This is a genomic window from Streptomyces sp. AC627_RSS907 (assembly GCF_019049165.1).
This window is the reverse complement of sequence record NZ_JAGMUE010000103.1, coordinates 38,580-61,622: the sequence shown is the minus strand read 5'-3', so window position 1 is coordinate 61,622 and position 23,043 is coordinate 38,580. Positions and strand designations below refer to the sequence as shown.

The following is a 23,043-nucleotide window of genomic DNA, read 5'->3' as shown; positions in this document are numbered from 1 at the left end:
CCCCAACTCCGCCCCGACGCAGCCGGATCCCACCCCCCGAAACCCCCGCAGACCCCACGGCGCGAACACCGGGGGCCTGCGATGGGGTAGAGTGAGCGAGCGTCCAGGCACCGACCACGGTCGGCGTCTTACGCGGGTGTAGTTTAATGGTAGAACATCAGCTTCCCAAGCTGAGAGCGCGAGTTCGATTCTCGTCACCCGCTCCATGTGTAACCCCGGGCCACTGGCCCGGGGTTTTGTTGGCCAACGGAGGCTCGGCTCTCTCGTCCGGGGCGGTCAGTCGGGCTGGGGCTTCCACTCCTCCGCCAGGATCGCGTGTACTACCGAGTCCCGCCAGTGGCCCGCCTTCTGGATGTGACCGCGGATCGTGCCCTCCTCCGTCATGCCTGCCGCGACCATCGTGCGTGCCGAGGCGGCGTTGAGGGGGGAACGGGCGCCCCAGACGCGGTGGAGGGACAAATCCTCGAAGGCCAGCGCCAGCAGGAGGCGTACGGTCTCGGTACCGTAGCCGACGCCCCAGGTGTCCGGGCGAAGGGCGAAGCCCATAGTGGCCGCGCGCTGCTGATGGGGATCCATCGCCAGCCGGGCGAAGCCGATCAGACGGCCGGAGGGCGGGGCGACCACGGCGAGCGCGTACTCGGTGCGGGGCTCCGCCGTCGCTGCCGCGAGGGAACGGGCGACGATGTGGCCGGTCTGTTCCCGGGTGCGGGGTTCGAACGACAGGTGTTCCGTCGCCTTGGGGTCACCGTAGACGGCGAACACCGCGTCGACGTCGTCGACGGTGAGTTCGCGGAGGCCGAGGCGCCGGCCGGAACGCTGGACCGGGTACATGCGGGAACCCTATCGCCGCGGCGGAGAAGGGAACGACGACCGCCGGGGCGGGAACACGGCGATCTCCTCTCCCAGGTCGCGGGCCACGACCGCGGTGCGCGCACCGGATGTCGTCAGCGCATGCCTGACCCGCTGCGCGGACACGATGATGCCGTTGTTGCGGTACATCGGCTCCAGGTCCAGCACCGGGCGGATGACCTGTGCGGCCCCATCCACGTCCCCGCTGTGGAGGAGGACGAGGGCCTGGTTGCACTGGGCTCCGGCCAGATCCCCGAAGGCCCAGTTCGGGTCGGCCGGGTCGCTGAATCCCCGTACGGCCCCCTCCGCCTCGCCGAGCAGGACGGCGTCGCCGTGGCCCAGGTGGGCCTCGGACTCCACCGCGTAGTACATCTGCTTCTCCAACGAGTAGGTGAGCAGGCCGCCGAGTTCGTCCAAGTCGTCCGGGACGAAGCTCTCGCGCCGGTCGAACGCCGCCCGGTTGGCGATCCGTACGGTCTCCTCGTCGCCCAGGATCGCGGCAGCCCGCGACTGGAGGCCGAGCAGCCACAGACCGACCGTGCCGCGCAGGTCCGCGGAGAGCGCCGCGCCCTTCTCGGCGTAGAACAGGGCGTCCCCGGGGCGGTCCGCCCAGTACTCGATCAGGGACTGCAGCCCATGGACCAGCGCCAGGAGCCCTGGATGCTCGGCGTCCTTGGCGAAGGAGGTGGCGAGCAAGCTCATGGTCCTGGCCTGCTCCCGGTCCTCCATGTCGTTGAAGCCCTTGGCCACGAGGAACCCCAGGATCCCGGCCAGGAAGTTGAGATCACCAAGCTGCGAGGGGCGGTGCCTGCCGGTCTCCAGGTTGAAGATCACCTGGTCCTGGGCGTCCAGCAGGTCGTCCCAGATCGCCGCCAGCGGGACGCGCGGATAGTCGGTGATCAGTCGGGCCACATGATCGTGCAGCACCGGGAGCGTGCTGTCACCGAGCCTCTCGCGGTCCGTCTGGAGAACGTACTTCCGTGCACGTCGGACGGCCATGGCACCGCTCCTTCTCATCTCGCTCATATCCATGCCGGGTCGGGCAGGCGAGGCGACCGGCGACTGCGGGCCGGCCACGGGGAGGGAGGGTGAGGCGCTGGTTGCCGGCACCTCGGTCCACAGTGCGTCGATGGTGCTGCCGAGCATCTCGGCAATGACGGGACGGAAGACCCGCTGCGGCCTGCGCCCGTCGTAGAACCATCCCTCGAAGGTCTTCGGAGCCGGATCCACGTGCTTCAGGCCGAGCCGCTCCGCCGCCTTCCTGTAGTGCGGGAGAAATTCTTCGGCGCTCCGAATGCCACGCCTCTGAAGTTCCAGCCGGAAGAACAGCACGGTACCTCCCCACGAACCGTCCACCGGACGCGTCGCCCGCGTCACCGCCGTGCCGAGATTAGAGCGTTCTGCTTCTCAACTTGCCCCGCTCGGGCCCCTCTTAGTGGTTCCGAGGTCTGTCCGAGGTGTATCAGAGGTCAAATCGAGGGTCGCGGGTCCGTGCGGCCCCCGGCCAAGCGCGGTCCGGGACGGTCCGGGGCAGTCCGGGGGCAGTCCGGGGATGGAGCCGTCCGACCGGACTTGTCACGCTCCTAGCAGGCAGTGCCGCCTACCGATCCACCAGTCCGACGCCCGATCGCTCCACCTACCGCCAGACCTTCCGCACAACCTTCCAGCCGATGGGGAAGTGCCGACATGACGATGCCGACGACGACCGAGCTACGGCGCCACACCTTCGCCCCGGCCGGGGACCGCCCCCGTGTCCCGCGGGAGAACCTCCCGACGACCGACGATCGCCCCGCGCCCCGGTCGGCCCCGATCCCGGCCCCGGTCCCGGTCCCGGCATCACGCACCCTCGTGGATCGTGTGCGTGACCTGCAGGGTCCTCAGAGCGGCGGCTGGGCCCTCGTACCGCTCGGTGGCCAGCTGTTCGACGTGGTGATCACGGCGGGCGGCGAGATGGGCAGCCGGGTGATCACGATGATGGACGAGATCGAGTGCGACGACCGGGGTGCCCACGAACTCGCCTGCGGTCCGGTCATCGAGGACCCCGACCATGGCTGGCTGTTCTGGCTCGTGCCGCCCGGCACCAGCGAGCGGTGGCAGCCGCACGGGGACGCGGCGTGTCTCGGCCAGCCGCACGTTCTCTCCCTCCCGCCGCTGACCCGCACCCGACCGCCCGGCGTGTTCTGGCGCCGGCGCCTGCGCGGTGACCGTCTGGTGTCACCGGCGCCGCTGTACGACCTCATCGACCGGGTGTCCGGGCCGGGACGGAACGCCTTCCGCTGAGCGTCGGCCGCTGTCCCCAGCACCCGGTCCGCCCTGTCCGGTTGCCCGCCGTTCGCGCCCGCCTCGCGCGCTCGCCCGCATACTGCGCGACGACGTCGAGCAGAACGGCTGGGACCAGGCGGCGGCAGCCGGGCTCAAGATGCTCAAAGCCGCCCCGGTTCCCCCCTGCGTCTTCGAGTCATGCACTCCGGGGCGCTTGCGATCGTTTAGGTCTAGTTTCTTCTTTTGAAGAAGAGAAGAGTGCTCGAATGCATATCGCCGGTAGCTGCTCTTTACCACATGGTTGGGAGACCAGGCGACGAAAGGGACCACACGCAGCGGTGCGTTGGGACTGACTTACACCGGTCCGGGTGCCTGACAGGCGAGGTACCCGCTCCGCCTATCAGCCCGGTGCCTGCAGACACCCGCCCGCACCGGGGCTACTACCGGGGCCGGAAGGGGCAGCAGAACGTTCGCGTGGCTGATGAGAGGCCATCGCGAGCCGGAACGCCGGACGAACGAACGCAGTACGCTGAGTCGCGCGGGACCAGGCCCGCCGCACAGTGTCCGGGAGGCGTGTCATGACTGCCGAGATGGTGGCCCCGGCGTGGATGCACGAGCAGATCACGGCGGAGGAGTACGAGTCGTGGTCCGGGGAGCAGTGCGCCGGCATCGAGATCGTGGATGGAATGGTCGTCGTGAGTCCCAGCGCGTCCAAGCGGCACAATCGGCTGGCTCGGTTCCTGGCCAACGCCCTGGACGCCGCCGCGGGCCCGGACTGGAACGCCGACACTGATTTCGATGTCCGGCTCCAGGACGTCCCGCTGACCAATCGCCGCCCCGACGTCATCGTCTACCGTGCGGACACGATCGACATCATGCCCACCCGGCCCGAGCACGTACTGCTCGTGGCCGAGGTCGTTTCGCCGGGCTCGGAGACCACCGACCGGATCGTGAAGGTGGAGCAGTACGCCAGGGCCGGGATCGGCTTCTACTGGCGTGTCGAGCAAGCCGCGACGGGTGCACCGTTGGTGTACACGTACCTGCTCGACCCCGCCACGAGGACGTACCGCGAGGGGGATGTGTTCGCTGGCGTTCTGAAGATCACCGCCCCCTTCGCGGTGGAGATCGACCTCAGTCAGATCTGAACCGTCGCACTTCGGGCACGAAGGCTGCCCGGGGTGCGGCCCAGCGCCCGCCTGATTCCTGCTATGCCAAAACGACGAGTCTCCTCGTCCGACCGCAACATCGAGGCGTCCAGCCTGCGTCGGCGTCTCCGCACCCCTGAGCGGACCGCTCGGTGCGGTCGTGCCCACCGTGTGCCCTTCAGCGCGGACAACCACAGTCAGCAGGAGTGCGACCCGTAGGTTCACACCACCATCGATGAGCCCTTATACGCAGGTCAAGAGGGTGCGACCGCCCAAGCGCCGTCGCTTCCCAAGCTGAGAGCGCTAGTTCGGTTCTCGTCGCCCGGGCCGGATCGCGGCGGACCGGGGCGTCAGGATCACGGCGCCGGCCTGCGCGGCGGGGGTGGTGGCGGTGGTGGGCGCCGTCCACCTGACCGTCCGCCGCGGCCTGGTCCTGTTGCCCCTTCCTCGACCCGTCAGGCCCCCGAAGGGAGCAGCGCGACGGACGTCGCCGCGAGCCTCCTCCTGATCGCGGTGCTGCAGTTCTTCGGCTGCGGACAGAACATCGGCGTCGGCCTGCTGCGCGGCCTGGACGACACCAGGAGCGGCCTGCGCATCACCCTCGTCGGCTGCTGGCTGCTCGGCCGGCTCGCCGGCTTGGACACCGTCGGCGTCCGGCTCGGCCTCCTCACCGGCCTCGCGGCCACCGCCCTGCTTCTGCCGCACCGCTACCCGCAGGCACTGTCCCATCGGGCCGCCGGAGTACCGGCTGCTGCTTGAGCCCCGTCGACCACGGCGCCTCCACGGGGCAGCCGACGGGGGACTGCGGGGCCCCGGCACAACCAGCGGAATCGCCACTTTCGACACAACGTACTCTTAGGCCAGCCTTGGCTAACCAACAGAGAGAGGGCGCATGTCGAGAGCCGCAAGCCGCCGCGTGGGGTGGATGGCCGCCGGCCTTCTCTTGCTGCTGCTGGCGGTGGTGCTGAGTCTCGCCGTCGGCAGCCGCGCGATCGCGCCCTCAGTCGTGTGGGACGCGTTGGTGCACGGCGGGGTGAGCGACGACGCTCAGGTCGTACGGTCGTTGCGGGTGCCGCGGACGGTCATCGGGGTGCTGGTCGGCATCGCGCTCGCCGTCGCCGGAACGGTTCTGCAGGGGATCACCCGCAACCCGATCGCCGAGCCGGGCATCCTGGGCATCAGCCAGGGGGCATCGCTGGGTGTCGTCTGCGCCATCGCCTTCCTCGGGGTGCACTCACTGACCGGATACGTCTGGTACGCGTTCGCGGGCGCCGGCGTCGCCGCGGTGGGCATCTACGCCGTCGCAGGCAGCGGTCGGGACGGTGCCACCCCGGTCAAGCTGGCCCTCGCGGGGGCCGCCGTGAACGCGTTCCTCGCCTCCCTGATCTCGGCGATCCTGACGACCAACGCCCGGGCCCTGGACGAGTTCCGCTTCTGGGACGTCGGTTCGATCAGCGGCCGGGACGCGTCGATCGCGGGGCAGGTCTGGCCCTTCCTGCTCGCCGGACTGCTCCTGGTGCTGAGTATGGCCCGCGGCCTGGACGCCCTCGCGCTCGGGGACGACATCGCCCGGGGACTCGGCCGCAATGTCGCACTGCTGCGGGCGACCGGCGCCCTGGGCGCGACCGTGCTGACGGGCGCTGCGGTCGCGGCGGCGGGCCCCATCGCCTTCACCGGCCTCGCCGTACCGCACATCGCCCGCGCGCTCGTGGGTCCGCAGCATCGCTGGCTGCTGCCCATGGCCGCGCTGCTCGGGCCGGTGATGCTGCTCCTGGCGGACGTCCTCGGCCGGGTCGTCGTACCTCCGTCGGAGGTGCCGGTGGCCGTGATGACCGCGCTGGCGGGGGTGCCGTTCCTGGTCGTGATCGTGCGGCGGAAGAAGGCGGTGACGGTCGCATGACGCACGTTCCCCAGCGCGCTCCCCTCCGGCCCGCCGGGCACTGGGCCCTGCGGGCCGGGCGCAGCAGCAGCTTCCTGCTGCACCGCCGGGCTCTGACCGTGGCCGGCGTCCTCGCCGTCCTGCTCGCCGGCGCCGTCGTGGTGTCGCTGTGCGTCGGGGAGTCGTACGTCTCTCCGGGCGAGGTCGTCCGCGTGCTGCTCGGTCTGCCCAGCCCCGACGAGCTCGTCGTGGGCACGCTCCGGCTGCCGCGGCTGGTGGCCGGGCTGCTCGTGGGCGCCGCCTTCGGTGTCTCCGGGGCGCTGATCCAGACCGTGGCCCGCAACCCGCTCGCCAGCCCCGACGTCATCGGCGTGACGCACGGGGCGGGCGCGGCGACGGTCGCCGCGATGACCTTCGGGGTCACCTCGTACGCCGCCCTGCCCTACGTGTCCGTGGCGGGTGGTCTCCTCGCCGCCCTGCTGGTCTACCTGCTCGCGTGGCGGGGCGGGCTCGCCGCATCCCGTTTCGTCCTGATCGGCATCGGCATCTCGGTGGCGCTCGGCTCGCTGACCCGGCTGTTCGTGACCAAGGGCGACTACCTCGTCGCCCAGCAGGCCAAGACCTGGCTCACCGGATCCCTCAACGGCCGCGGCTACGACCAGGCGGCACCGCTCGCGACGGTCCTCGTCCTGCTGCTGCCGTTCCTGCTGTGGGCGGCGCGGGCGCAGCGCGGGTCGGCGTTCGACGAGGACACGGCCACCGCCCTCGGCATCCGGCTCGGGCGGACGCGGCTCGGGCTGAGCCTCCTCGGTGTCGTCCTCGCGTCCGTGGCGACCGGTGCCGCGGGCCCCGTCGACTTCGTGGCGCTGCTCGCCCCGCAGATCGCCCGCCGGCTCACCCGCACCCCGCACATCCCGCTGGTGTGCTCGGCGCTCATGGGCGCGCTGATCGTGGTCGTCGCGGACCTGCTGGCCCGTCGCCTGCTGTCGCCGCTGGAACTTCCGGTCGGCGTGTTCACCGCCCTGGTGGGCGCCCCTTACCTGATGTGGCTGATCGTCCGCACCCGTAGCAGCCGTACCGGAGGAACCGCGTGACCGGCAACCCCCCGACCGCCGACATGACCGAGGACCGGCCGAGCACCCCCGTGACCGGCGCTCGCCTCACCGCACGGGGACTCACCCTCGCCTACGAGGACCGGGTGGTCGTCGAGGACCTGGACGTGGACATCCCGGACGGCAAGGTCACTGTCATCGTCGGCCCCAACGCCTGCGGCAAGTCCACGCTGCTGCGCGCGCTGGGCCGGCTGCTGAAGCCCCGTGAGGGCGCGGTGCTCCTGGACGGCACCGACCTGTCCCGCATCCCGAGCCGGCGGATCGCCCAGGTGGTCGGGCTGCTGCCGCAGACTCCGGTGGCGCCGGAGGGGATCACGGTCGCGGACCTCGTCGCGCGTGGCCGGATGCCCCACCAGAAGTGGTGGCGGCAGTGGTCCGAGGCGGACGAGGCGCAGGTCGCCGAGGCGATGGAACGCACCTCGACCGTCGACCTCGCGGAGCGTCAGGTCGACGAACTGTCGGGCGGCCAGCGCCAGCGCGTGTGGATCGCCATGGCCCTGGCCCAGGACACGGACCTGCTGCTGCTCGACGAGCCGACGACGTATCTGGACATCGCCCACCAGGTCGAAGTCCTGGATCTTGTACGTCAGTTGAACCGCGAGCGCGGCCGGACGGTGGTGGCGGTGCTGCACGACCTGAACCAGGCGGCGCGCTACGCCGACCACCTGATAGCCATGCGGGCCGGGCGGATCGTGGCGCAGGGGCCGCCCGCCGACATCGTCACCGCCGAACTCGTCGGGGAGGTCTTCGGTCTGGCGTCGGTCGTCGTACCGGATCCGGTGACGGGGGATCCGCTGGTGGTGCCCGGTCCTCCAGGGCCGACGGAGCGTCGAGGCGGAGTGTGACCGGAACCCCTGCCTCCCGGGGTATGACCGGTCACAAGATTCACATAAGGTAAGGCTTGCCTATTTTTTCGGCCACATTGTCCTTGTCCGACGGGAGTCCTCCATGTCCGTCCGCCGCCGCGGCACCGCCGCAGCAGCCCTCGCTCTCGCCGCCGCCCTCGCCCTGACGGCGTGCGGTGGTTCCTCCGACGGGGAGGGCACGTCCGCCGGGGCCGGGGCCGGCTCCGGCGACAAGAAGGCGGTCGCGAAGGGCGGGCACGAGTTCGCCGACGCGGCGAAGAAGACCGCCGCGATGGGCACCGACGCCAAGGCCGGCGAGTGGCCGCGCACCATTACCCACGCCATGGGCAAGACCGAGCTCAAAGCCCAGCCCGAGCGTGTCGTCGTCCTCGACGTGGGCGAGCTCGACAACGTGGTCTCGCTGGGCGTCAAGCCGGTCGGCCTCGCCCCCACCGAGGGTTCCCCCGAGCTGCCGTCCTACCTGAAGAAGGACGCGGGCAGCCCGAAGAACGTCGGCACCATCAACACCCTCAACCTCGAGGCGATCGCCGCGCTCAAGCCGGACCTGATCCTGGGCAGCCAGCTGCGGGCCGCCGACAAGTACGACGAGCTGTCCCGGATCGCACCGACCGTCTTCTCCCTCCGCCCGGGCTTCACCTGGAAGGAGAACTACCTCCTCAACGCGGCCGCCCTCGACAAGACCGCCGAGGCGAAGCAGAAGCTGGCGGCCTACGAGAAGAAGGCCAAGGCGCTGGGCACGAAGCTCGGCACCGACAAGCCCACCGTCTCGATGGTCCGCTACCTGCCGGACGGCGTGATCCGCCTGTACGCCAACGCCTCGTTCATCGGCACGATCCTGAAGGACGCCGGTATTCCGCGGCCCAAGAACCAGGACATCAACGACCTGGCCGCCGAGATCAGCGCCGAGAACATCGACCAGGCCGACGCCGACTACGTCTTCACCGGCGTCTACGGCGACCCGAAGGCCACGGACAAGTCCAAGGCCCAGGGCAACCCCTTGTGGAAGAACCTCGGTGCGGTCAAGGCAGGCCACGCCTATGACGTCCCGGACGAGACGTGGTACCTCGGCCTCGGCGTGACCGCCGCCGACAAGGTGCTCGCCGACCTGGAGGAGCACCTCACCAAGTAGACCCGGCCGGCGGACCGGCTGCGCTCACCCGGGTGTGATGGTCCAGGGTGACGACTGTTGCCGGCGCCCGCCCCTGGCATCGGACTGCCTGTGCTGGTCGGAGCTACAGAGCCCGTCCAAGCGCCGTCGCTTCCCAAGCTGAGAGCGCGAGTTCGGTTCTCGCCACCCGCTTCACGAAGCAGGCCCAGGTCAGAGACCTGGGCCTGCTTGCTGTCTGTCTGTGGTTCGTTCCGGTCAGGCGTCGGCGGCCCGGTTGCGGCGGCGGGCGACGATCACCGTGCCGACGCCGAGCACGAGCGCCGCGCCGCCCGCCAGGGCGACCTTCGGCAGGGCGTCGCTCGAGCCCGTGTCGGCGAGCGAGCCGCGGCCGGCCGTCGTGTTCGCCGGAGTGGTGGACGTGCCGCCCTGCCCGGTGGGCTTGTTGGGAGTGCCGGGCTTGCCCCCGGAGTCCTCGTTCCCGTCCTTGTCCGGGTCGCCGGCGCTGCCGCTGCCCTTGGCCAGGATCTGGAAGTCGTAGTGCTCGAGGTCCGGGTAACCGCCGCAGGAGTCGTCCTCGTTGACGTAGTCGGCCGTGGCGAACGCGGTGCCCTGCCCGGACGGGATGTCCGCGTCGACCTTCAGCCGCAGCTTGACGTCGACCGAGGACTTCGCCTTGAGGGCGCCGAGGGACGTTCCGTCCAGCAGGTCGGCGTCGCGCCAGTCCGGGTCCGCGGCGGTGGACCACTCCAGGTCGAGAGAGGAGTCGAGTTCCTTGAGACCCTTGTCGTCGAAGGCGTGAACGGCTGCGTACGGGTACACCGCGTCCATCGTCCTGTCGGTGCCGTTGGTGATGCGGAGCGTGAAGTGCTCCGTGGTTCCACCGACGACCTTGTCCGGCAGCCCGCGGACGACGGCGGTGAGCCTGGTCTCGGGGACGCACTCGCCACCCGGCTCCTCGCCCTCCTCGCCCTCCTCGCCCTCGGCGTCCGCGAGCGCCTTCTCTGCGCTGACCAGCTTCTCCTTGGCCTCGTCCCTCGCCTTCTGAAGAAGGCCGATCTTCCGGGACTGGGCCACGCGAGCGTCGTCGTGGGCGGTCGTCGCCTCGGCGACCTTGGTGTCAGCGGCCTTCTTGGCCTCCGCGGCCTGCTGGGCGGCCTTCTCGGCCTCGTCCAGCGCCGTCTGTGCGGCCGCCTTGTCCTCGTCGGTGGTGGCGGCGTCCAGTTCGGCCCGGGCGTCCACGACAGCCTGGTCCGCCTCGGTCTTGGCCTCGGCCGCGTCCTCGGCGGCCTTCTTGGCCTCGATGACCGCGGTCTTGGTCGGGGAGGTCTCCGCCTCCAAGCCCTCCTTGAGGAACCGGACGGCGTCGTTCACCGCGATGACGGCGGCGTCGTACTCCTTCTGCGCGCGCTGGACGGCCTGCTCCAGCTCTTCGATCGTCGGCTTCGCCTTCTGCGTCTGCGCGGCAGGCTTGTCGTCGGCGAAGGCGGGCGCGGCCGAGAGGAGAACGACCGGGGCGGTCACGGCGGCGGCGACGGCGGTGGCGAGAACACGGCGAATCTTCACATGGACCCCTGGTCGGGTGGCGAAAGGTGCGGGGGGCCTCGCGCTTGCGGAATGCTCACGCGGTGCGACGCCCCGGTGATCGTATGACCTGCCTGATCACGGCCACAGGTGACTTTTCGCGCCTTTGCCGGAAGCGCCTCCGCAGGGTACGGACAAACGGCACGGAAGGGCACAGTTGCCCGCGTAGGCCGCGGTTTTTCTGTGAACCATCTCATTTGCTCGGGGTTCCGACGCGGTCAGTCGCACCTGCGGGCACGGCCCGGCTGCAGGTGGCCGGCGGCCGACTCGGCGGCCAGGGCGTCGTCGGTTGTAGGGCGGTGTCGGTATGGGGCGGGTTCGGTATAGGGCGTCGTCGGTTGTAGGGCGGCGCGTGGGGCAGGCCGCCGTGGACGTGCCCAGGTCGCGTTCCGGCGCGCGGACGCGACCTGGGGCAGGGGGTGCGCCCGCCTCGGTCAGCCCGTGTGGACCTTCAGGGCGGAGCGGACGGCCGACTCGAGGGCCCCTTCGATCCAGGCGGGCTTGATCGAGGTGTGGTCCCCCGCGAAGTGCAGCGGTCCTTCGGAGGTGGGGATGTCGGGGAACAGCTCCGTGTGCTGGCCGGGGAAGAGCACGGACGCCTCGCCGTAGGCGTAGTGGTCGCGCGTCCACGACTGGGTGCGGCACTTGGTGGTGAAGAAGACCTCGCACCGGCGGCCGAAGACCGCCTGTACTCCGGCGAGGGCGCGCAGGTAGCGCTCTTCGTCGGCGTAGGAGTCCCACTTGAGGGCGTCGTCGGCCCAGCTGTAGGAGGCGAGCATGATGCCGCCGTCGCTGCCCTCCATGGGGTGGGCGTGCTCGAAGTACATGAAGCGGTTGGCGTTGTCGCTGACGGAGCCGCCACCGCGGATGTGGGCGGCTGCGACCTCGCCCTCCATGGCGGGCCGGAAGGCGGCGAAGCAGTGCTTGTAGTGGTCGGGGACCGTCACCCCCAGGTCCTTCACGGACTTGTGGGCGCCGAGGTACCTGGCGTCCGTGATCTTGCCCGCCCGGTACTTGTCGTAGAGGCCGTCCTCGATGGTGTCGAGGGCCCGCTTCCACTGCTCCTCGGTCAACTCCCACCAGCGCCGGGAGAACTCCAGCAGCACCTTGGTCGCCGCGTCGTAGTGCAGCTCCGTGACGGCCCGGCGCTTGCCGTACGACAGCGGCGGGTCGAAGGTGACGTGACGCAGACCGGAGAAGGGGACGGTGACGATCGCCTCGTCGCCCTCGAAGACCTCCGTGGTGCCCCCCTTGCCCGTCTGGCAGGCCTCGGAGACGGTGTGCACCCGCACCTTGCCGCCGGTGCGTTCGATGCGCACGGCACGCCGGTCGAGCCGCACCTTTCCCTTCACCGGCGCGTACAGCGCGTCGACGAGCCGCGCCGTACCGCCCTTGATCTCCCAGAACTTGGTCTTGGGGTCGATCAGCGCGGCGGACAGGAAGCTGTGCAGGAAGGAGAGGTGCAGCCGCGAGGTCAGGTTCTGGACGGTGCCGACCAGGTCGACGGTCCTGGTGTCGAGCCCCGCGGCTTCGGTGAGGTACCGGTACATGGACCAGTGCCCGTACTTCTTGAGGACCTCGGTCCAGCCGTCGACGAGAGCCGTTCCCTCCTTGCCCCGCACGAGCCGGTGTGCGGGTTCGAGGGCGTCGGCGAGGATCGCGGCGGCGGTCCGCTTCCGGTCGGCGCCGGTGATGCCGAAGGTGTCGTTGACCCTTTCCGGGTTCTTCTCGTAGTCGGCCCGGCGCTCGCGGATGCCGTTGACGTGGATCCAGGCGCGGTTGGTCTTCTTCGCCGGGTCGTCGGGGTCGACGTCCACCAGGTAGAACTCCTGGCGGGGGAGGTCGAACTTCTTGAGCAGGGCCATGAGGAGCGGGTGGCTGTCGGGCAGCCGCATGGCTCCGGCCTCGGCGTACTGCCGGGGGTCGGCGAAGGGCTGCCGGCCCTTCTCGTGCCCGCCCTTGCGGAAGGTCTTGATACGGCCGCCGACCCGGTTGCCGTTGGCCTCGATCACGACGACGTCGTGGCCCGCCCGGTTGAGCAGGTCGGCGGCGAGCAGGCCGGCCGGTCCGGCCCCGACGATCAGGACCCGCTTCGTGGCCTTCGCCCGGCTGGCCGGCAGGCCGTCGTTGACGGCCTTCACGTAGGCCGGGACCAGGGGCTTGTCCTGCTCGTCGTGGACGACGACGGCGCGGGCGACCGTCCTGTACGCCTTGGGGTCGGTGCCGGGCGGTGCGGCGGCCGGCGTGATCGCGGGCGCGGTGGCGGGGCTGAGCGCGGTCGCGGAGGCGGCGGAGGCGGCGGTGAGACCGACGGCGAGCGCCGAGGCGCCGGTCGCCGTGACCACGGAACGCCGCGAAGGCGCGGTGACACGCGGTGCCGGTGACCGAGGCGACGGGTCGTGAGTGCCGGATACGGGCGGGTGTCCCTCGTCCACGGGACGGGGGGTCTTCCCGGACGGCGTGCTCACGCCCGAGGTGTTCGCGTTCTGAGTGTTCATCGCGCATCACTCTTGGTGCACGAGGGACACGGAGGTAGCGCCTTCACACGGACGAGACGCTTAAACCACTCGAACCGGGAATGCGGCCTGTCCCCCTGTTCACCCCCGGGACCGGGCGCACGCGGACAGCACGGACAGCGCGGACGGCACGGGCAGCGCGGACGGCACGGACAGCACGGACAGCACGGACAGCACGGACAGCGTGGGCACAACCCTCGCGGCCCGTCGCGAGTCAGAGTCACCACGATGAGGTGAGGCCTGCCTCCGGGCATCCGGGCCGCCGAGATGGCATACGATCCGCATGCCCTTCCTAAAGAACACGTAAGAGGATGTACACGTCATGACCGTCCGTGCCCCGTATCGTTCCCTTCGCGGCATATCCGCCGTTGCCGCCCTGCTCGCGATCGGCGCGGCGGGATGCTCGGACGTCTCCGACGCCGTCGACAGCGCCAAGGACGGCGCGAAGAAGGTGGCCCGCCAGCGCTCGGTGTACTCGCTGGACATCGGCGACTGCTACAACCCGACCGGCAAGGCCGAGGGGACGGCGTACACCGTCGAGATCGTGCCCTGCGACGAGGCCCACAAGGGCCAGGTCGTCGGCGAGTTCTCGATCGACAAGGACAAGGCGTACCCCGGTGACGCCGGCGTCTCGGAGATCGCGGACACCCGCTGCCCGGTCGAGGCCCAGAAGTACGCCCCGGACACCTGGGCGCTCCCCAAGGGCGCCGCTCTCTTCTACTACACCCCGACCAAGGAGAGCTGGGCGACGGGTGACCGCGCGGTGAGCTGCGCCTACACCGCGGAGAAGGGCACGTTCAGCAGTTCGCTGGAGGCCGGGAAGCCCCTCAAGCCCGAGCAGATCACGTACCTCAAGGGTGCGAACGCGGTCTACGAGGCCCTGTGGGCGAACCAGTCCGAGAAGGACGCCGTCGAGGACGACCTGGCCGGTTACAAGGCGCAGGCCAAGGCCGTCGGGGCCGCCCTCGACGCACACGTCAAGGGCCTGGACGGCATCAAGGGCACCGAGGTCGGCAAGCTCCGTTCGACGCTGACGAAGGCGGCCGGCAACTGGAAGAAGGCGGCGGACGCCGCCGACGCCGACGCGTTCTACCTCGCCTACGACCCGGCGTTCACCGACATCGACCCGAACAAGTCGGTCGCCGCCCGCAAGGAGCTGGGCCTGGCCACCACCGTTCCGGCCGAGGAGGCCGAGGTCTGGGCCGGCTGACACCCCGCCGGCTCGGCGGTAGCCGGGCAGGACCGGCCGGGAACGGCACGCACAAGGCTCCGGTGCCCGAGGGTGATGCGCCCCCGGGCACTCGCGCCCTCGTCACCCGCTGCGTCAGCCCCCAGGCCAGTGGCCCGGGGGCCCGGACGACCGGTTCGCCTCGGGGGCTGTGCGGGGGCGGGCGCCGGTGCCGTCTCGGTGAGGCACCGGAGGCGGGCGCCCCGCCGGCCACCCGCACCCCCACCTCACCGGCGTCGCAGCGCCAGGACCGCGTTGTGTCCGCCGAAGCCGAAGGAGTTGCTGAGGGCCAGGTCGCCGCGGGCGGGCAGCGGGCGGGCGAGGTGGGTGACGACGTCGAGCGGGATCGCGTCGTCGAGGTCGTCGCAGCCGATGGTCGGCGGGATGACCCCGTGGTGCAGGGTGAGTGCCGTGGCCACCGCCTCCACACCGCCCGCGGCGCCCTGGAGGTGCCCCAGGCCACCCTTGAGCGCCGTGACCGGCACGGGGACGACACCCTCCGCGTCACCGAGGACGGCACCGAGCGCGGCCGCCTCCGCCAGGTCGCCCTCGACGGTCGCGGTGGCGTGCGCGTTGACGTGCATCACGTCGGCGGTGCCGGCGTCCGCGTCCTCGACCGCGCGCCGCAGGGCGGCCGCCACCCCCGTGCCCGTCGGGTCCGGCGCGGCGATGTGGTGCGCGTCGGCCGACAGCCCCCAGCCGGCGGCCTCGCAGTAGATCCGGGCCCCGCGGGCCAGCGCGTGTTCCTCCGACTCCAGCACCAGCAGGCCCGCCCCCTCGCTGTTCACGAAGCCCTCCCGGTCCTTGGCGAAGGGCCGGGACGCGGCCTCGGGTGTGTCGTTGCGGGCGGACAGCGCGCGCATCGCGGTGAACGCGGCCATGACCTCGGGCGTCACGGCGGCCTCCGCCCCGCCGGCGAGCACGACGTCGACGTGGCCGTACCGGATGCGGTCGATGGCCTGTCCGATGGCCTCGGTGCCGGAGGCACAGGCGCTGACCACGGTGCGGGCCTCCCCGGTGATGCACAGGTCGAGCGAGATCTGGGAGGCCGCCTGGGAGGGCACGGTCATGGGCGCGGTGAGCGGCGGCACCGCCCGGACGCCTCTGTCCCGCAGCCGGCGGTCACCCTCCACCAGTACGCCGGCGCCGCCGATGATGGTGCCCACGCAGACGCCGACCCGCTCCGGGTCCAGGCCGCTGGCCCGGGTGCCGCCCTCGGTGAACCCCGCGTCCCGCCACGCCTCACGGGCCGCCGTCACCGCGAACAGGGCGGCCCGGTTCATGCGCCGTGCCTGTGGCCTGGGCAACAGCCCGGCGGAATCGGCGGGGACGGTGCCGGCGATCCGGACCGGGTGGCCGGCGAACTCGGGCCCCGTCAGCGGCCGGATGCCCGACCGGCCGGCGAGCAGCCCCTCCCAGAGGGAGGTGGTGCCGACACCGAGTGGCGTGATGGCGCCCAGTCCGGTCACCACCACGTTGGACATGGACCTGACATTTCTCATGTCAAGACTTCCCTTCGTTCTCGTGTGATTTCCGCACGTTCTTCCGACGGACCGGCCGGCCCGCTGCGGAGCGGACGATCTTCGGGCATGCTCACGTCTGAAGGGGTCGATGGCGCCCCCGACTACTGTTTGTTCGTTGCATCACAGAACACGGACGGGGGAGCCATGCCGGAGTCGAGCAATCCAGACATACCCGAACCAGCGGAATTCCAGCTGGAATTCGCCGACCTTCCGCACCTGCTGCGCGCCTGGCGCGCCGAGGCGGGCATCAGGCTGGGGCGCGGCAAGGCGCTGCCGCAGAAGGAGGTCGCCCAGCGGATGGGGGTCAGCGAGCGCTGGTACCGCGCGCTGGAGAGCGGTGCTCAGGTTCCGCTCACCCTCGACACGTTGACCCTGCTCGCGGACGCACTGGCCCTCGGCCCGGACGAACGTACGGCTCTGTACTGGTACCGGCTGGCCGAGGTGTCGGACGAGAAGCAGTCGGTGGAGGACGGCGGCGGGTTCGGCCGACTCAAGGATCTGGTCGACGCACAGACAACCTTTCCCGCCTACCTCATCGACCACGCGTGGAATGTCATCGCCTACAACCCGCTCATGGCCCAGTGGTTTCCCTGGGTCCGTGAGCCGGAAGCCAATCTGATGCGCTGGGTCCTGCAGGACCCGGAATCACGTGAGCAGATAGTGGACTGGAAGAAGCAGGCCGTGCTGTACCTCGCACAGCTGAGGTTCGCGCTCTTCCGCAGTCCGGACGATCCGACCCTGAACGCTTTACTGACGGGCGTCCAGCACGAGCCGGTGTGCCGTGAACTCTGGAATGCCGGGCCACGCATCATCGCGTTCCGGCAGGGCGGAAGATTCCGCCTGACACTCCCCCACATTTCACAGACCGAGTTGGTTGTCACCGCCCAGGTCCTCCTCCCCGCTTACCGTCCAGGCGCCCGCTTCGTCGCCTTGATGCCGGCGTAGCGGCCTCCGCCCCGCGACCAACTCTACACAGGAAGTGACGGCTTCCAAGCGGCAATATTTTGCCGCTTGACAAGCGCTAAACAGCCCTTGCAACCTCATTCAGGCGCAACCTGAGACCCGTTTGGTTCCGGCCGTACCGCCGGTTCTTTACCTCTTATCAAGGGTCTTTGCCTCTTCATGAGGCCGGCGGCTGCCATGCACGGGGGGCCCGCGCCAGATCCGAGTATCTCTTTTGCTGCGGAACGGGGACATGGAAAGCCAGACGCTCGTCAGACCGGATACCACCCGGACGGCACTTCAGCCACTGACCGACTCGGACTCCGTGGCGGCCCAGCTGGACACCCTGCGCCGGCGCACGGTGCGGGAGCTGCGGCTCGCGCTGCCCCGTCGCCCTTACGACCGCCGGGTGCGGGAGCGGGCGGCGCTGCTCAGCGCAGAGCTCGTGCGCCGTGGGGCGCGGGTGCGCGTCCTGCACCTGGAGGACCTCGCCCAGGAGCCCGCCCAGGCCGAGGACCTGCGGCGGATCGCCGCGTCCGGCGCGCAGGTGCGGGCGCTGCCGCGGCTGCCGGTCTGGATGGCCGTGGCCGACCGGGACCTGGCGATCGTGCCGTCGGACCCCGGGGTGGGCGGCTCCTCGGCGACGCTGCTGCGCGGGCGGCTTCTGGTGGCGGCCCACCACGCTCTCTTCGACCAGGTGTGGGCGAGTTCCGCGCCGGCGGACGGCCGTGCCGGGACAGACGGGACGGACGGACTGGACGAACGGGAGCGGGAGGCACTGGTGCTGCTCGCCGCGGGGCTGACCGACGAGGGCATCTCCCGGCGGACCGGTCTGTCGGTCCGCACGGTTCGCCGGACCATCGCGGGCATGATGTCCAGGATGGGCGCCCAGAGCCGCTTCCAGGCGGGGGCGGAAGCGGCTCGGCGGCAGTGGATCTGACCCGGGCCTACAGCCCCGTGCGCGCCAGGTCCTGCTCGGCGTAGCGTTCGCCGGCCGGCGGGGTGAGGGCGTCGAGCCGAGCGAGCTGCCCGGCCGTGAGGACGACCGCGTCCGCGGCGGCGTTCTCCTCGGCACGGGCCGCGCGCCGGGTCCCGGGGATGGGCACGACGTCGTCGCCCCGCGTCAGCAGCCAGGCCAGCGCGACCTGCGCGGGCGTGGCCCCGACATCCTGGGCCACGGCTTCCACCTCGTCGACGAGCCGCAGGTTCCGCTCGAAGTTGCCCTCGGCGAACCGGGGAGTGGTCAGCCGGAAGTCGTCCGGGGCGAGCTCCTGGGTGGAGCGGATCGCGCCGGTGAGGAAGCCCCGGCCGAGCGGCGAGTACGCGACGAGCCCGATACCCGCCTCGCGCAGGAGCGGCAGCAGCGTCTCGGCGGGCTCACGGGACCACAGCGAGTACTCGGTCTGCACCGCCGTCACGGGATGCACGGCATGGGCGCGCCGGATGGTCTCCGGGCCGGCCTCCGACAGGCCGACGTGCCGCACCTTGCCCTCCCGCACCAGCTCGGCCAGCGCGCCCATGGTGTCCTCGATCGGCGTGTCCGGGTCGACGCGGTGCTGGTAGTACAGGTCGATGCGGTCGGTCCCCAGACGCCCCAGCGAACCCTCGACCGCCTTGCGCACATTGGCCGGTGAGCTGTCGAGCACGTCGGGGCCCGCACCGTCGTGCGAGACCAGCCCGAACTTGGTGGCGATCACCACCTCGTCGCGGCGTCCGGCGACGGCCCGCCCGACGAGTTCCTCGTTGACGAACGGACCGTAGATCTCCGCGGTGTCGACGAGGTCGACGCCGAGGTCCAGAGCCCGCCGGATGGTGCGGACGGCCTCCTCCTCGTCGCTGCCCGCTCCCGTGTAGTAGTCGGACATCGACATGGCCCCCAGGCCGATGCGTGATACTTCGAGCCCACCGAGCGAAACACGCTGCACTGAGACCGCGCTCCTTTCCTGTTCCTCAACCGATCGTCACCCGAGCACAGCCGGGCGCGCGCACCAAAGCATTCTCAGGTTCCCACCGGGTTACTTCCCGAGAACAAGCCTTCCTGTATTCGGTAAAGGCGCCAACCACGTGGCAGCAACAGGCCATGAGCCTGTTGCCGGTCGCCCCACGGTGTTTGACTCGGATCGGCCCGCCGGTGCGGGCCCCGGAAACAGACGGAGACCGTGATGCCGAACATGATGCTGGGCCCGATGCGGGTCGAAGGCGCATACGAAGGCGAACAACTCACCCGGCGGATGGGTGTGGAAATCATCACCTGCGAACCGGGCCTCGTGGTGGGCACCATGCCCGTTTCCGGCAATCGCCAGCCGGTGGGAATCCTGCACGGCGGCGCCAACGCCGTGTTCGCCGAGACGCTGGGTTCCCTCGCCGCGTTCCTCTGCGCGGGCCCGGGCGGCAACGCGGTGGGCGTCGACCTGTCCTGCACCCACCACCGCTGGGTCTCCTCGGGGACCGTCACCGGAGTGTGCCGGCCCCTGAGCGAACGGCAGGCCATGGCCTCGTACGAGATCGTCATCACCGATGACTCCGGCAACCGGACCTGCACGGCACGGCTCACCTGCGCCATCCGGCGCGGTGCCGGCCGCCGACCGGGCGGGCGCACGGCATCCGTCCCGCGGCCGACAGGGGACCAACCCAGACGAACGGAGCACCGATGACCCCGACCACAGGACGGACCGTGGTGGCGTCCGTCGACGATCACCTCGGTCCGGCCGAGCAGCGGTTCTTCGGCCGTGGCTTCCGCCGGGTCGGCTACGACATCGGCGAACTGCGCATCGGCCCCGGCGCGGACGGGACCGTGCGGGCCGCTTCCTCGGTGGGCGTCAGCTATCCGGCCGACTGGTCGAAGAAGGCGGCCGGCACCGATCTGCGCCCCCACTTCAGCACCGTCGACGGCCTGGTGGTGGCCGCCCAGCTGGCCGAGGCGTGCCTCACCCAACTCGTCGCGGACCTGCGCGACGGCTGGCTGCGCAGGGTCCGGATGACGGCCGGCACCAGTCCGCAGGAGGAGCTCGGCCGACTGCCGGCCGAGGCCACGCTGCGCCGCACCGACCCGCTCGCCGAGGACCCCGGACGCGCCGTGTCCCTGGTCGACTGCGCGGTCGGCACCATGCGGGTGCGCTGCGAGGTCGTCCACGCCCTGCCGACGGGGACGGCGCGGGACGCACGCGCGTACCCCGGCCTGGACGCCCTCCTCGGCCCGGCGGCGGGCCGCTACTTCGGCACCGGGTTCACCACCCGGCGCCAGTACGTCCGCGACGTGGCGGTCGACCAGCAGGCGCTGCGCGCCGAAGCCGCGCTGACCGTCGCCCACGAGGACGGCGCCGCGGTGCCCACCGCGGGCCTGGAGGGGGCGCACCAGCCGTCCGTGTCGGTGATCGACGCCTTCGTCACGGCCCTCCAGCTCGCCCAGATCATGCTCTACGACCTCGACGGCATGCGCCGCCAGGACAGCAACACCCTGTGGATGCGCCAGACCACGCTGACCGCTTCCCGCCCGGACCGCCCCGCGGTGGCCGTTCCGGTGACCACCCGGCTGGACGAGCCCGGTCTGCTGCGCATGGGCGGCGGAACGTGGCGCACGCTGGACGTCGTGGCCGAACTCGCCGGTCTCCAGGTGCGCTCGGCGGTCGCCCACCGGCTCCCGGAAGGGAACGTGACGGTATGACCCGGGCGGCCGTGCTCGCCGGCGTGGGCGGCTTCGTACCCCCGCGCGTGGTGACGAACGACGAACTGTCCCGGCGACTGGACACGTCCGACGAATGGATCCGCACCCGGACCGGCATCGCGCGGCGCCATGTCGTCGACCCGGGGACCAGCACCGGTGACCTGGCCGTCGAGGCCGGCGGACGGGCGCTGAAGAACGCCGGTGGGGACGGAGCCGACCTGGTGATCGTCGCCACCACGACCCCGGACCGACCGTGTCCGGCGACGGCGCCGGCCGTGGCCACCCGCCTGGGTCTCACCGACGTACCGGCGTACGACGTGGCGGCCGTGTGCTCCGGCTTCGTCTACGCCCTCCAGGCCGGCGCGTCCGCCGTGACCGCGGGTTTCGCCGAGCGGGTGCTGGTCATCGGCGCCGAGTCGTACAGCACCATCCTCGACCCGGACGACCGCACCACGTCAGTGATCTTCGGTGACGGGGCGGGCGCGGTGCTGCTGCGGGCCGGGACGCGCACCGAGCCGGGTGCCGTGCTCGACGTCCACCTGGGCAGCGACGGCTCCATGACGGACCTGATCACGGTGCGCGGCGGCGGTGCCGAGGAGCGGTCCCGGGGCGGGGCGCCCCGTCCGGAGGACCGGTACTTCCGGATGGACGGCAAGTCCGTGTTCTTCGCCGCGGTGCGCCGTATGGCGGAGTCCTCACGCACGGTGCTGGCCCGCACCGGCTGGGAGGTCGCCGACGTCGACCGGCTCGTGGGCCACCAGGCCAACACCCGCATCATCCACGCCGTCGCCGAACAGCTCGGGCTGCCCCCGGAGCGCGCCGTGCTCAACATCGAGCGCGTCGGCAACACCTCCGCCGCCTCCATCCCGCTCGCCCTCGCCGACGGCCTGGCCGACGGCACCCTCACGAAGGGCGACCGGGTCCTGCTGACCGCGTTCGGCGGCGGCGCCACCTGGGGCTCGGCCACCCTGGTCTGGCCCGACCTGCCGGCCGGCTGAACCCCGGCCGGATCCTGCGGCCCACCCTCACCCGCGCTCACCCGCCCGCCGGCCGCACCCGGCAGGCCGCACCGTCGCGGCCTGCTCGGCTCCCCCTGCACACCACCACGTTCCCGAGGTGACCCATGACCGGTTCCGTGACCACGATGATCATCGAGATCCTCACCGGGAAGTTCGACATACCGCAGGAAGAGGTGGCCCGGAGCACCGTCTTCGAGGACCTGGCGGTGGACTCCCTGGCCCTGCTGGAGATGTCACTGCTGCTGGAGAAGCGGCTCGGCGTCCCCATCGCCGAAGGCGTGCTGACCGCCCAGCAGAGCATCGACGAGGCCGCCCGTGCCGTCGAGGCCCTCGGCGCGACGGCCGCCGCCGGCACCGTCTGAGCCGTGCGCGTCGTCCTGCTCCGCCACGGAGCGACCGACCGCAACACCGCCGACCGCTTCCAGGGCCAGGCCGACATCCCGCTCAACGACGAGGGGGTACGCCAGGCCCAGCGGGCCGCGCGCTCACTGCCGCCCGGCGGCTGGGCAGCGGTCTACTCCTCACCGATGGCACGGGCGGCCCAGACCGCCGCGTACGCCGCGGGCCGGCTCGACGTGCCCCACCACCGCGTCGACGACCTGCGCGAACGCCATCTCGGCGGCCTCGACGGGCTGCACCGCGCCGATCTCGCCCGGACCCAACCGCAGACCGTGCGGCGGCTGCTGACCGACCCCGGTTACGCCCCGCCGGGCGGCGAGAGCGGCCATGCCGCGCGGGCCCGCTTCTGCCGGGCGCTGCACGCCGTGCTCACGGCGGAACGGACCGCCGAGCGGCTCCTCGTCGTGGCACACGGCGGGGTGCTGAACCTGCTGGCAGCAGCGCTCGTCGCCGCTCGCGACGACGAGCCCCGGGCCATGCTCGGCACCTGCCGCGCCCTCTGCCTGGACACCGAGTGGACCGCTCGGGGCCGTGCCCGCGTCGCGCTCGTCCGGTGGAACGCCGACCCGCGGGAGTGCGCCGGGACCGGCCGGCCCTCCCCACCCGTGACCTTCGTCGACCTCGACGACCTCACCGCCAAGGAAGTGACCCGCACATGAGCATCGAGATCACCGTTCTCTTCGACGTCGTACCGGACCGCATGGACTCGGTCACGGCCGCGTTCCAGGAGCTGTGCGAGGCGACCCGGAAGGAGGAGGGCGCGCTGCGCTTCGACGCCTTGCGCTCCGAGGAGCACCCGAACATCGTCGTCCTGGTGGAGGACTGGGCCGACCAGGAGGCCATCGACCTGCACATGAAGGAGCCGTACGTCGCCGATTTCCTCGCCCGCACCGAGGGCGCGTTCACTCACCCGCCGTACGTCCACCGCCTGCGCGCGCTCGACGCCTGAC

At 71.2% G+C, this 23,043-nt stretch carries 22 protein-coding genes and 1 tRNA gene; 17 read left to right on the top strand and 6 right to left on the bottom strand.

Annotated elements, in window-relative coordinates:
* The first annotated feature begins 132 nt into the window (after nt 1–132).
* Nucleotides 133–206, top strand: a tRNA-Gly gene (locus tag KUM32_RS23050).
* Between the two features lie 70 nt (nt 207–276).
* On the opposite strand, the gene KUM32_RS23045 is transcribed toward KUM32_RS23050, so the two are convergent.
* Together KUM32_RS23045 and KUM32_RS23040 are read right to left on the bottom strand one after the other, a co-directional pair.
* Entirely contained in the window at nt 277–831 is a 555-nt protein-coding gene (locus KUM32_RS23045; RefSeq protein ID WP_217143842.1) for a GNAT family N-acetyltransferase, read from the bottom strand.
* Nucleotides 832–840: 9 nt separating this feature from the next.
* The gene (locus KUM32_RS23040) at nt 841–2,181 is read right to left on the bottom strand and encodes a hypothetical protein (protein WP_308408700.1); all 1,341 of its coding nucleotides are present in this window, start codon (nt 2,179–2,181) and stop codon (nt 841–843) included.
* A 525-nt stretch (nt 2,182–2,706) separates the two neighbouring features.
* On the opposite strand from KUM32_RS23040, the gene KUM32_RS23035 reads away from it, so the two are divergent.
* From KUM32_RS23035 to KUM32_RS23005, 7 genes are all read left to right on the top strand, one after another.
* Nucleotides 2,707–3,129: a hypothetical protein gene (locus KUM32_RS23035; RefSeq protein WP_217143841.1), complete on the top strand. Its 423-nt coding sequence runs from the start codon at nt 2,707–2,709 to the stop codon at nt 3,127–3,129.
* Between the two features lie 560 nt (nt 3,130–3,689).
* Complete coding sequence (locus KUM32_RS23030) at nt 3,690–4,256, top strand: Uma2 family endonuclease (protein ID WP_217143840.1); 567 nt, start codon at nt 3,690–3,692, stop codon at nt 4,254–4,256.
* A 513-nt stretch (nt 4,257–4,769) separates the two neighbouring features.
* The gene (locus KUM32_RS23025; RefSeq protein ID WP_217143839.1) at nt 4,770–5,015 is read left to right on the top strand and encodes a hypothetical protein; all 246 of its coding nucleotides are present in this window, start codon (nt 4,770–4,772) and stop codon (nt 5,013–5,015) included.
* 133 nt (nt 5,016–5,148) lie between these two features.
* Entirely contained in the window at nt 5,149–6,156 is a 1,008-nt protein-coding gene (locus tag KUM32_RS23020) for an iron ABC transporter permease (RefSeq protein WP_217143838.1), read from the top strand.
* The gene (locus KUM32_RS23015) at nt 6,153–7,229 is read left to right on the top strand and encodes an iron chelate uptake ABC transporter family permease subunit (protein ID WP_217143837.1); all 1,077 of its coding nucleotides are present in this window, start codon (nt 6,153–6,155) and stop codon (nt 7,227–7,229) included. The genes KUM32_RS23020 and KUM32_RS23015 overlap by 4 nt, the downstream gene beginning before the upstream one ends.
* Before the next feature lie 23 nt (nt 7,230–7,252).
* Nucleotides 7,253–8,092, top strand: a complete 840-nt coding sequence (locus KUM32_RS23010) for an ABC transporter ATP-binding protein (protein WP_217143847.1) — start codon at nt 7,253–7,255, stop codon at nt 8,090–8,092.
* Between the two features lie 103 nt (nt 8,093–8,195).
* Nucleotides 8,196–9,242, top strand: coding sequence for an ABC transporter substrate-binding protein (locus tag KUM32_RS23005; RefSeq protein WP_217143836.1), 1,047 nt, complete (start codon nt 8,196–8,198; stop codon nt 9,240–9,242).
* 234 nt (nt 9,243–9,476) lie between these two features.
* On the opposite strand, the gene KUM32_RS23000 is transcribed toward KUM32_RS23005, so the two are convergent.
* Together KUM32_RS23000 and KUM32_RS22995 are read right to left on the bottom strand one after the other, a co-directional pair.
* Nucleotides 9,477–10,784: a peptidase gene (locus tag KUM32_RS23000; protein ID WP_217143835.1), complete on the bottom strand. Its 1,308-nt coding sequence runs from the start codon at nt 10,782–10,784 to the stop codon at nt 9,477–9,479.
* A gap of 452 nt (nt 10,785–11,236) precedes the next feature.
* Complete coding sequence (locus KUM32_RS22995) at nt 11,237–13,300, bottom strand: FAD-dependent oxidoreductase (protein ID WP_217143834.1); 2,064 nt, start codon at nt 13,298–13,300, stop codon at nt 11,237–11,239.
* Nucleotides 13,301–13,640: 340 nt separating this feature from the next.
* Here KUM32_RS22995 and KUM32_RS22990 point away from each other — a divergent pair, with 340 nt between their 5' ends.
* Complete coding sequence (locus tag KUM32_RS22990; protein WP_217143833.1) at nt 13,641–14,528, top strand: septum formation family protein; 888 nt, start codon at nt 13,641–13,643, stop codon at nt 14,526–14,528.
* A 245-nt stretch (nt 14,529–14,773) separates the two neighbouring features.
* Here the strand turns inward: KUM32_RS22990 and KUM32_RS22985 are convergent, their stop codons facing one another.
* The gene (locus tag KUM32_RS22985) at nt 14,774–16,048 is read right to left on the bottom strand and encodes a beta-ketoacyl synthase (protein ID WP_254405979.1); all 1,275 of its coding nucleotides are present in this window, start codon (nt 16,046–16,048) and stop codon (nt 14,774–14,776) included.
* 87 nt (nt 16,049–16,135) lie between these two features.
* Between KUM32_RS22985 and KUM32_RS22980 the strand changes: the two genes are divergently transcribed.
* Together KUM32_RS22980 and KUM32_RS22975 are read left to right on the top strand one after the other, a co-directional pair.
* Nucleotides 16,136–17,014 carry a helix-turn-helix domain-containing protein gene (locus tag KUM32_RS22980; protein ID WP_217143832.1) on the top strand — a complete coding sequence of 293 codons (879 nt, stop codon included), beginning with the start codon at nt 16,136–16,138 and terminating at the stop codon, nt 17,012–17,014.
* Between the two features lie 250 nt (nt 17,015–17,264).
* On the top strand, nt 17,265–17,951 hold the full coding sequence (locus KUM32_RS22975) for a helix-turn-helix transcriptional regulator (protein ID WP_217143831.1): 687 nt from the start codon (nt 17,265–17,267) through the stop codon (nt 17,949–17,951).
* A 7-nt stretch (nt 17,952–17,958) separates the two neighbouring features.
* On the opposite strand, the gene KUM32_RS22970 is transcribed toward KUM32_RS22975, so the two are convergent.
* Complete coding sequence (locus tag KUM32_RS22970; protein WP_217143830.1) at nt 17,959–18,936, bottom strand: aldo/keto reductase; 978 nt, start codon at nt 18,934–18,936, stop codon at nt 17,959–17,961.
* A gap of 237 nt (nt 18,937–19,173) precedes the next feature.
* Between KUM32_RS22970 and KUM32_RS22965 the strand changes: the two genes are divergently transcribed.
* The 6 genes from KUM32_RS22965 to KUM32_RS22940 all read left to right on the top strand — a co-directional run bounded on the left by KUM32_RS22965 (nt 19,174) and on the right by KUM32_RS22940 (nt 23,042).
* Entirely contained in the window at nt 19,174–19,665 is a 492-nt protein-coding gene (locus KUM32_RS22965; RefSeq protein WP_217143829.1) for a hotdog fold thioesterase, read from the top strand.
* A complete protein-coding gene (locus KUM32_RS22960; protein WP_217143828.1) occupies nt 19,662–20,675 on the top strand; it encodes an AvrD family protein in 1,014 nt (337 codons plus the stop codon). The genes KUM32_RS22965 and KUM32_RS22960 overlap by 4 nt, the downstream gene beginning before the upstream one ends.
* Nucleotides 20,672–21,673: a beta-ketoacyl-ACP synthase III gene (locus KUM32_RS22955; protein WP_217143827.1), complete on the top strand. Its 1,002-nt coding sequence runs from the start codon at nt 20,672–20,674 to the stop codon at nt 21,671–21,673. The genes KUM32_RS22960 and KUM32_RS22955 overlap by 4 nt, the downstream gene beginning before the upstream one ends.
* 125 nt (nt 21,674–21,798) lie before the next feature.
* A complete protein-coding gene (locus tag KUM32_RS22950) occupies nt 21,799–22,056 on the top strand; it encodes a phosphopantetheine-binding protein (RefSeq protein WP_217143826.1) in 258 nt (85 codons plus the stop codon).
* A 3-nt stretch (nt 22,057–22,059) separates the two neighbouring features.
* Nucleotides 22,060–22,752, top strand: coding sequence for a histidine phosphatase family protein (locus tag KUM32_RS22945; RefSeq protein WP_217143825.1), 693 nt, complete (start codon nt 22,060–22,062; stop codon nt 22,750–22,752).
* The gene (locus KUM32_RS22940) at nt 22,749–23,042 is read left to right on the top strand and encodes a putative quinol monooxygenase (RefSeq protein WP_217143824.1); all 294 of its coding nucleotides are present in this window, start codon (nt 22,749–22,751) and stop codon (nt 23,040–23,042) included. Before KUM32_RS22945 ends, KUM32_RS22940 begins: the two co-directional genes overlap by 4 nt.
* Nucleotide 23,043 lies beyond the last annotated feature (1 nt).

Excerpts from the sequence above, each read along its gene's own strand:
- KUM32_RS23045 (WP_217143842.1), bottom strand. The coding sequence starts at position 831 with ATGTACCCGGTCCAGCGTTCCGGCCGGCGCCTCGGCCTCCGCGAACTC.
- KUM32_RS23005 (WP_217143836.1), top strand. The coding sequence starts at position 8,196 with ATGTCCGTCCGCCGCCGCGGCACCGCCGCAGCAGCCCTCGCTCTCGCC.
- KUM32_RS22950 (WP_217143826.1), top strand. The coding sequence starts at position 21,799 with ATGACCGGTTCCGTGACCACGATGATCATCGAGATCCTCACCGGGAAG.
- KUM32_RS22975 (WP_217143831.1), top strand. The coding sequence starts at position 17,265 with ATGGAAAGCCAGACGCTCGTCAGACCGGATACCACCCGGACGGCACTT.
- KUM32_RS22980 (WP_217143832.1), top strand. The coding sequence starts at position 16,136 with ATGCTCACGTCTGAAGGGGTCGATGGCGCCCCCGACTACTGTTTGTTC.
- KUM32_RS22995 (WP_217143834.1), bottom strand. The coding sequence starts at position 13,300 with ATGAACACTCAGAACGCGAACACCTCGGGCGTGAGCACGCCGTCCGGG.
- KUM32_RS23010 (WP_217143847.1), top strand. The coding sequence starts at position 7,253 with ATGACCGAGGACCGGCCGAGCACCCCCGTGACCGGCGCTCGCCTCACC.
- KUM32_RS23015 (WP_217143837.1), top strand. The coding sequence starts at position 6,153 with ATGACGCACGTTCCCCAGCGCGCTCCCCTCCGGCCCGCCGGGCACTGG.
- KUM32_RS22965 (WP_217143829.1), top strand. The coding sequence starts at position 19,174 with ATGCCGAACATGATGCTGGGCCCGATGCGGGTCGAAGGCGCATACGAA.
- KUM32_RS23030 (WP_217143840.1), top strand. The coding sequence starts at position 3,690 with ATGACTGCCGAGATGGTGGCCCCGGCGTGGATGCACGAGCAGATCACG.
- KUM32_RS22985 (WP_254405979.1), bottom strand. The coding sequence starts at position 16,048 with ATGAGAAATGTCAGGTCCATGTCCAACGTGGTGGTGACCGGACTGGGC.
- KUM32_RS23020 (WP_217143838.1), top strand. The coding sequence starts at position 5,149 with ATGTCGAGAGCCGCAAGCCGCCGCGTGGGGTGGATGGCCGCCGGCCTT.
- KUM32_RS22990 (WP_217143833.1), top strand. The coding sequence starts at position 13,641 with ATGACCGTCCGTGCCCCGTATCGTTCCCTTCGCGGCATATCCGCCGTT.
- KUM32_RS22940 (WP_217143824.1), top strand. The coding sequence starts at position 22,749 with ATGAGCATCGAGATCACCGTTCTCTTCGACGTCGTACCGGACCGCATG.
- KUM32_RS22960 (WP_217143828.1), top strand. The coding sequence starts at position 19,662 with ATGACCCCGACCACAGGACGGACCGTGGTGGCGTCCGTCGACGATCAC.
- KUM32_RS22955 (WP_217143827.1), top strand. The coding sequence starts at position 20,672 with ATGACCCGGGCGGCCGTGCTCGCCGGCGTGGGCGGCTTCGTACCCCCG.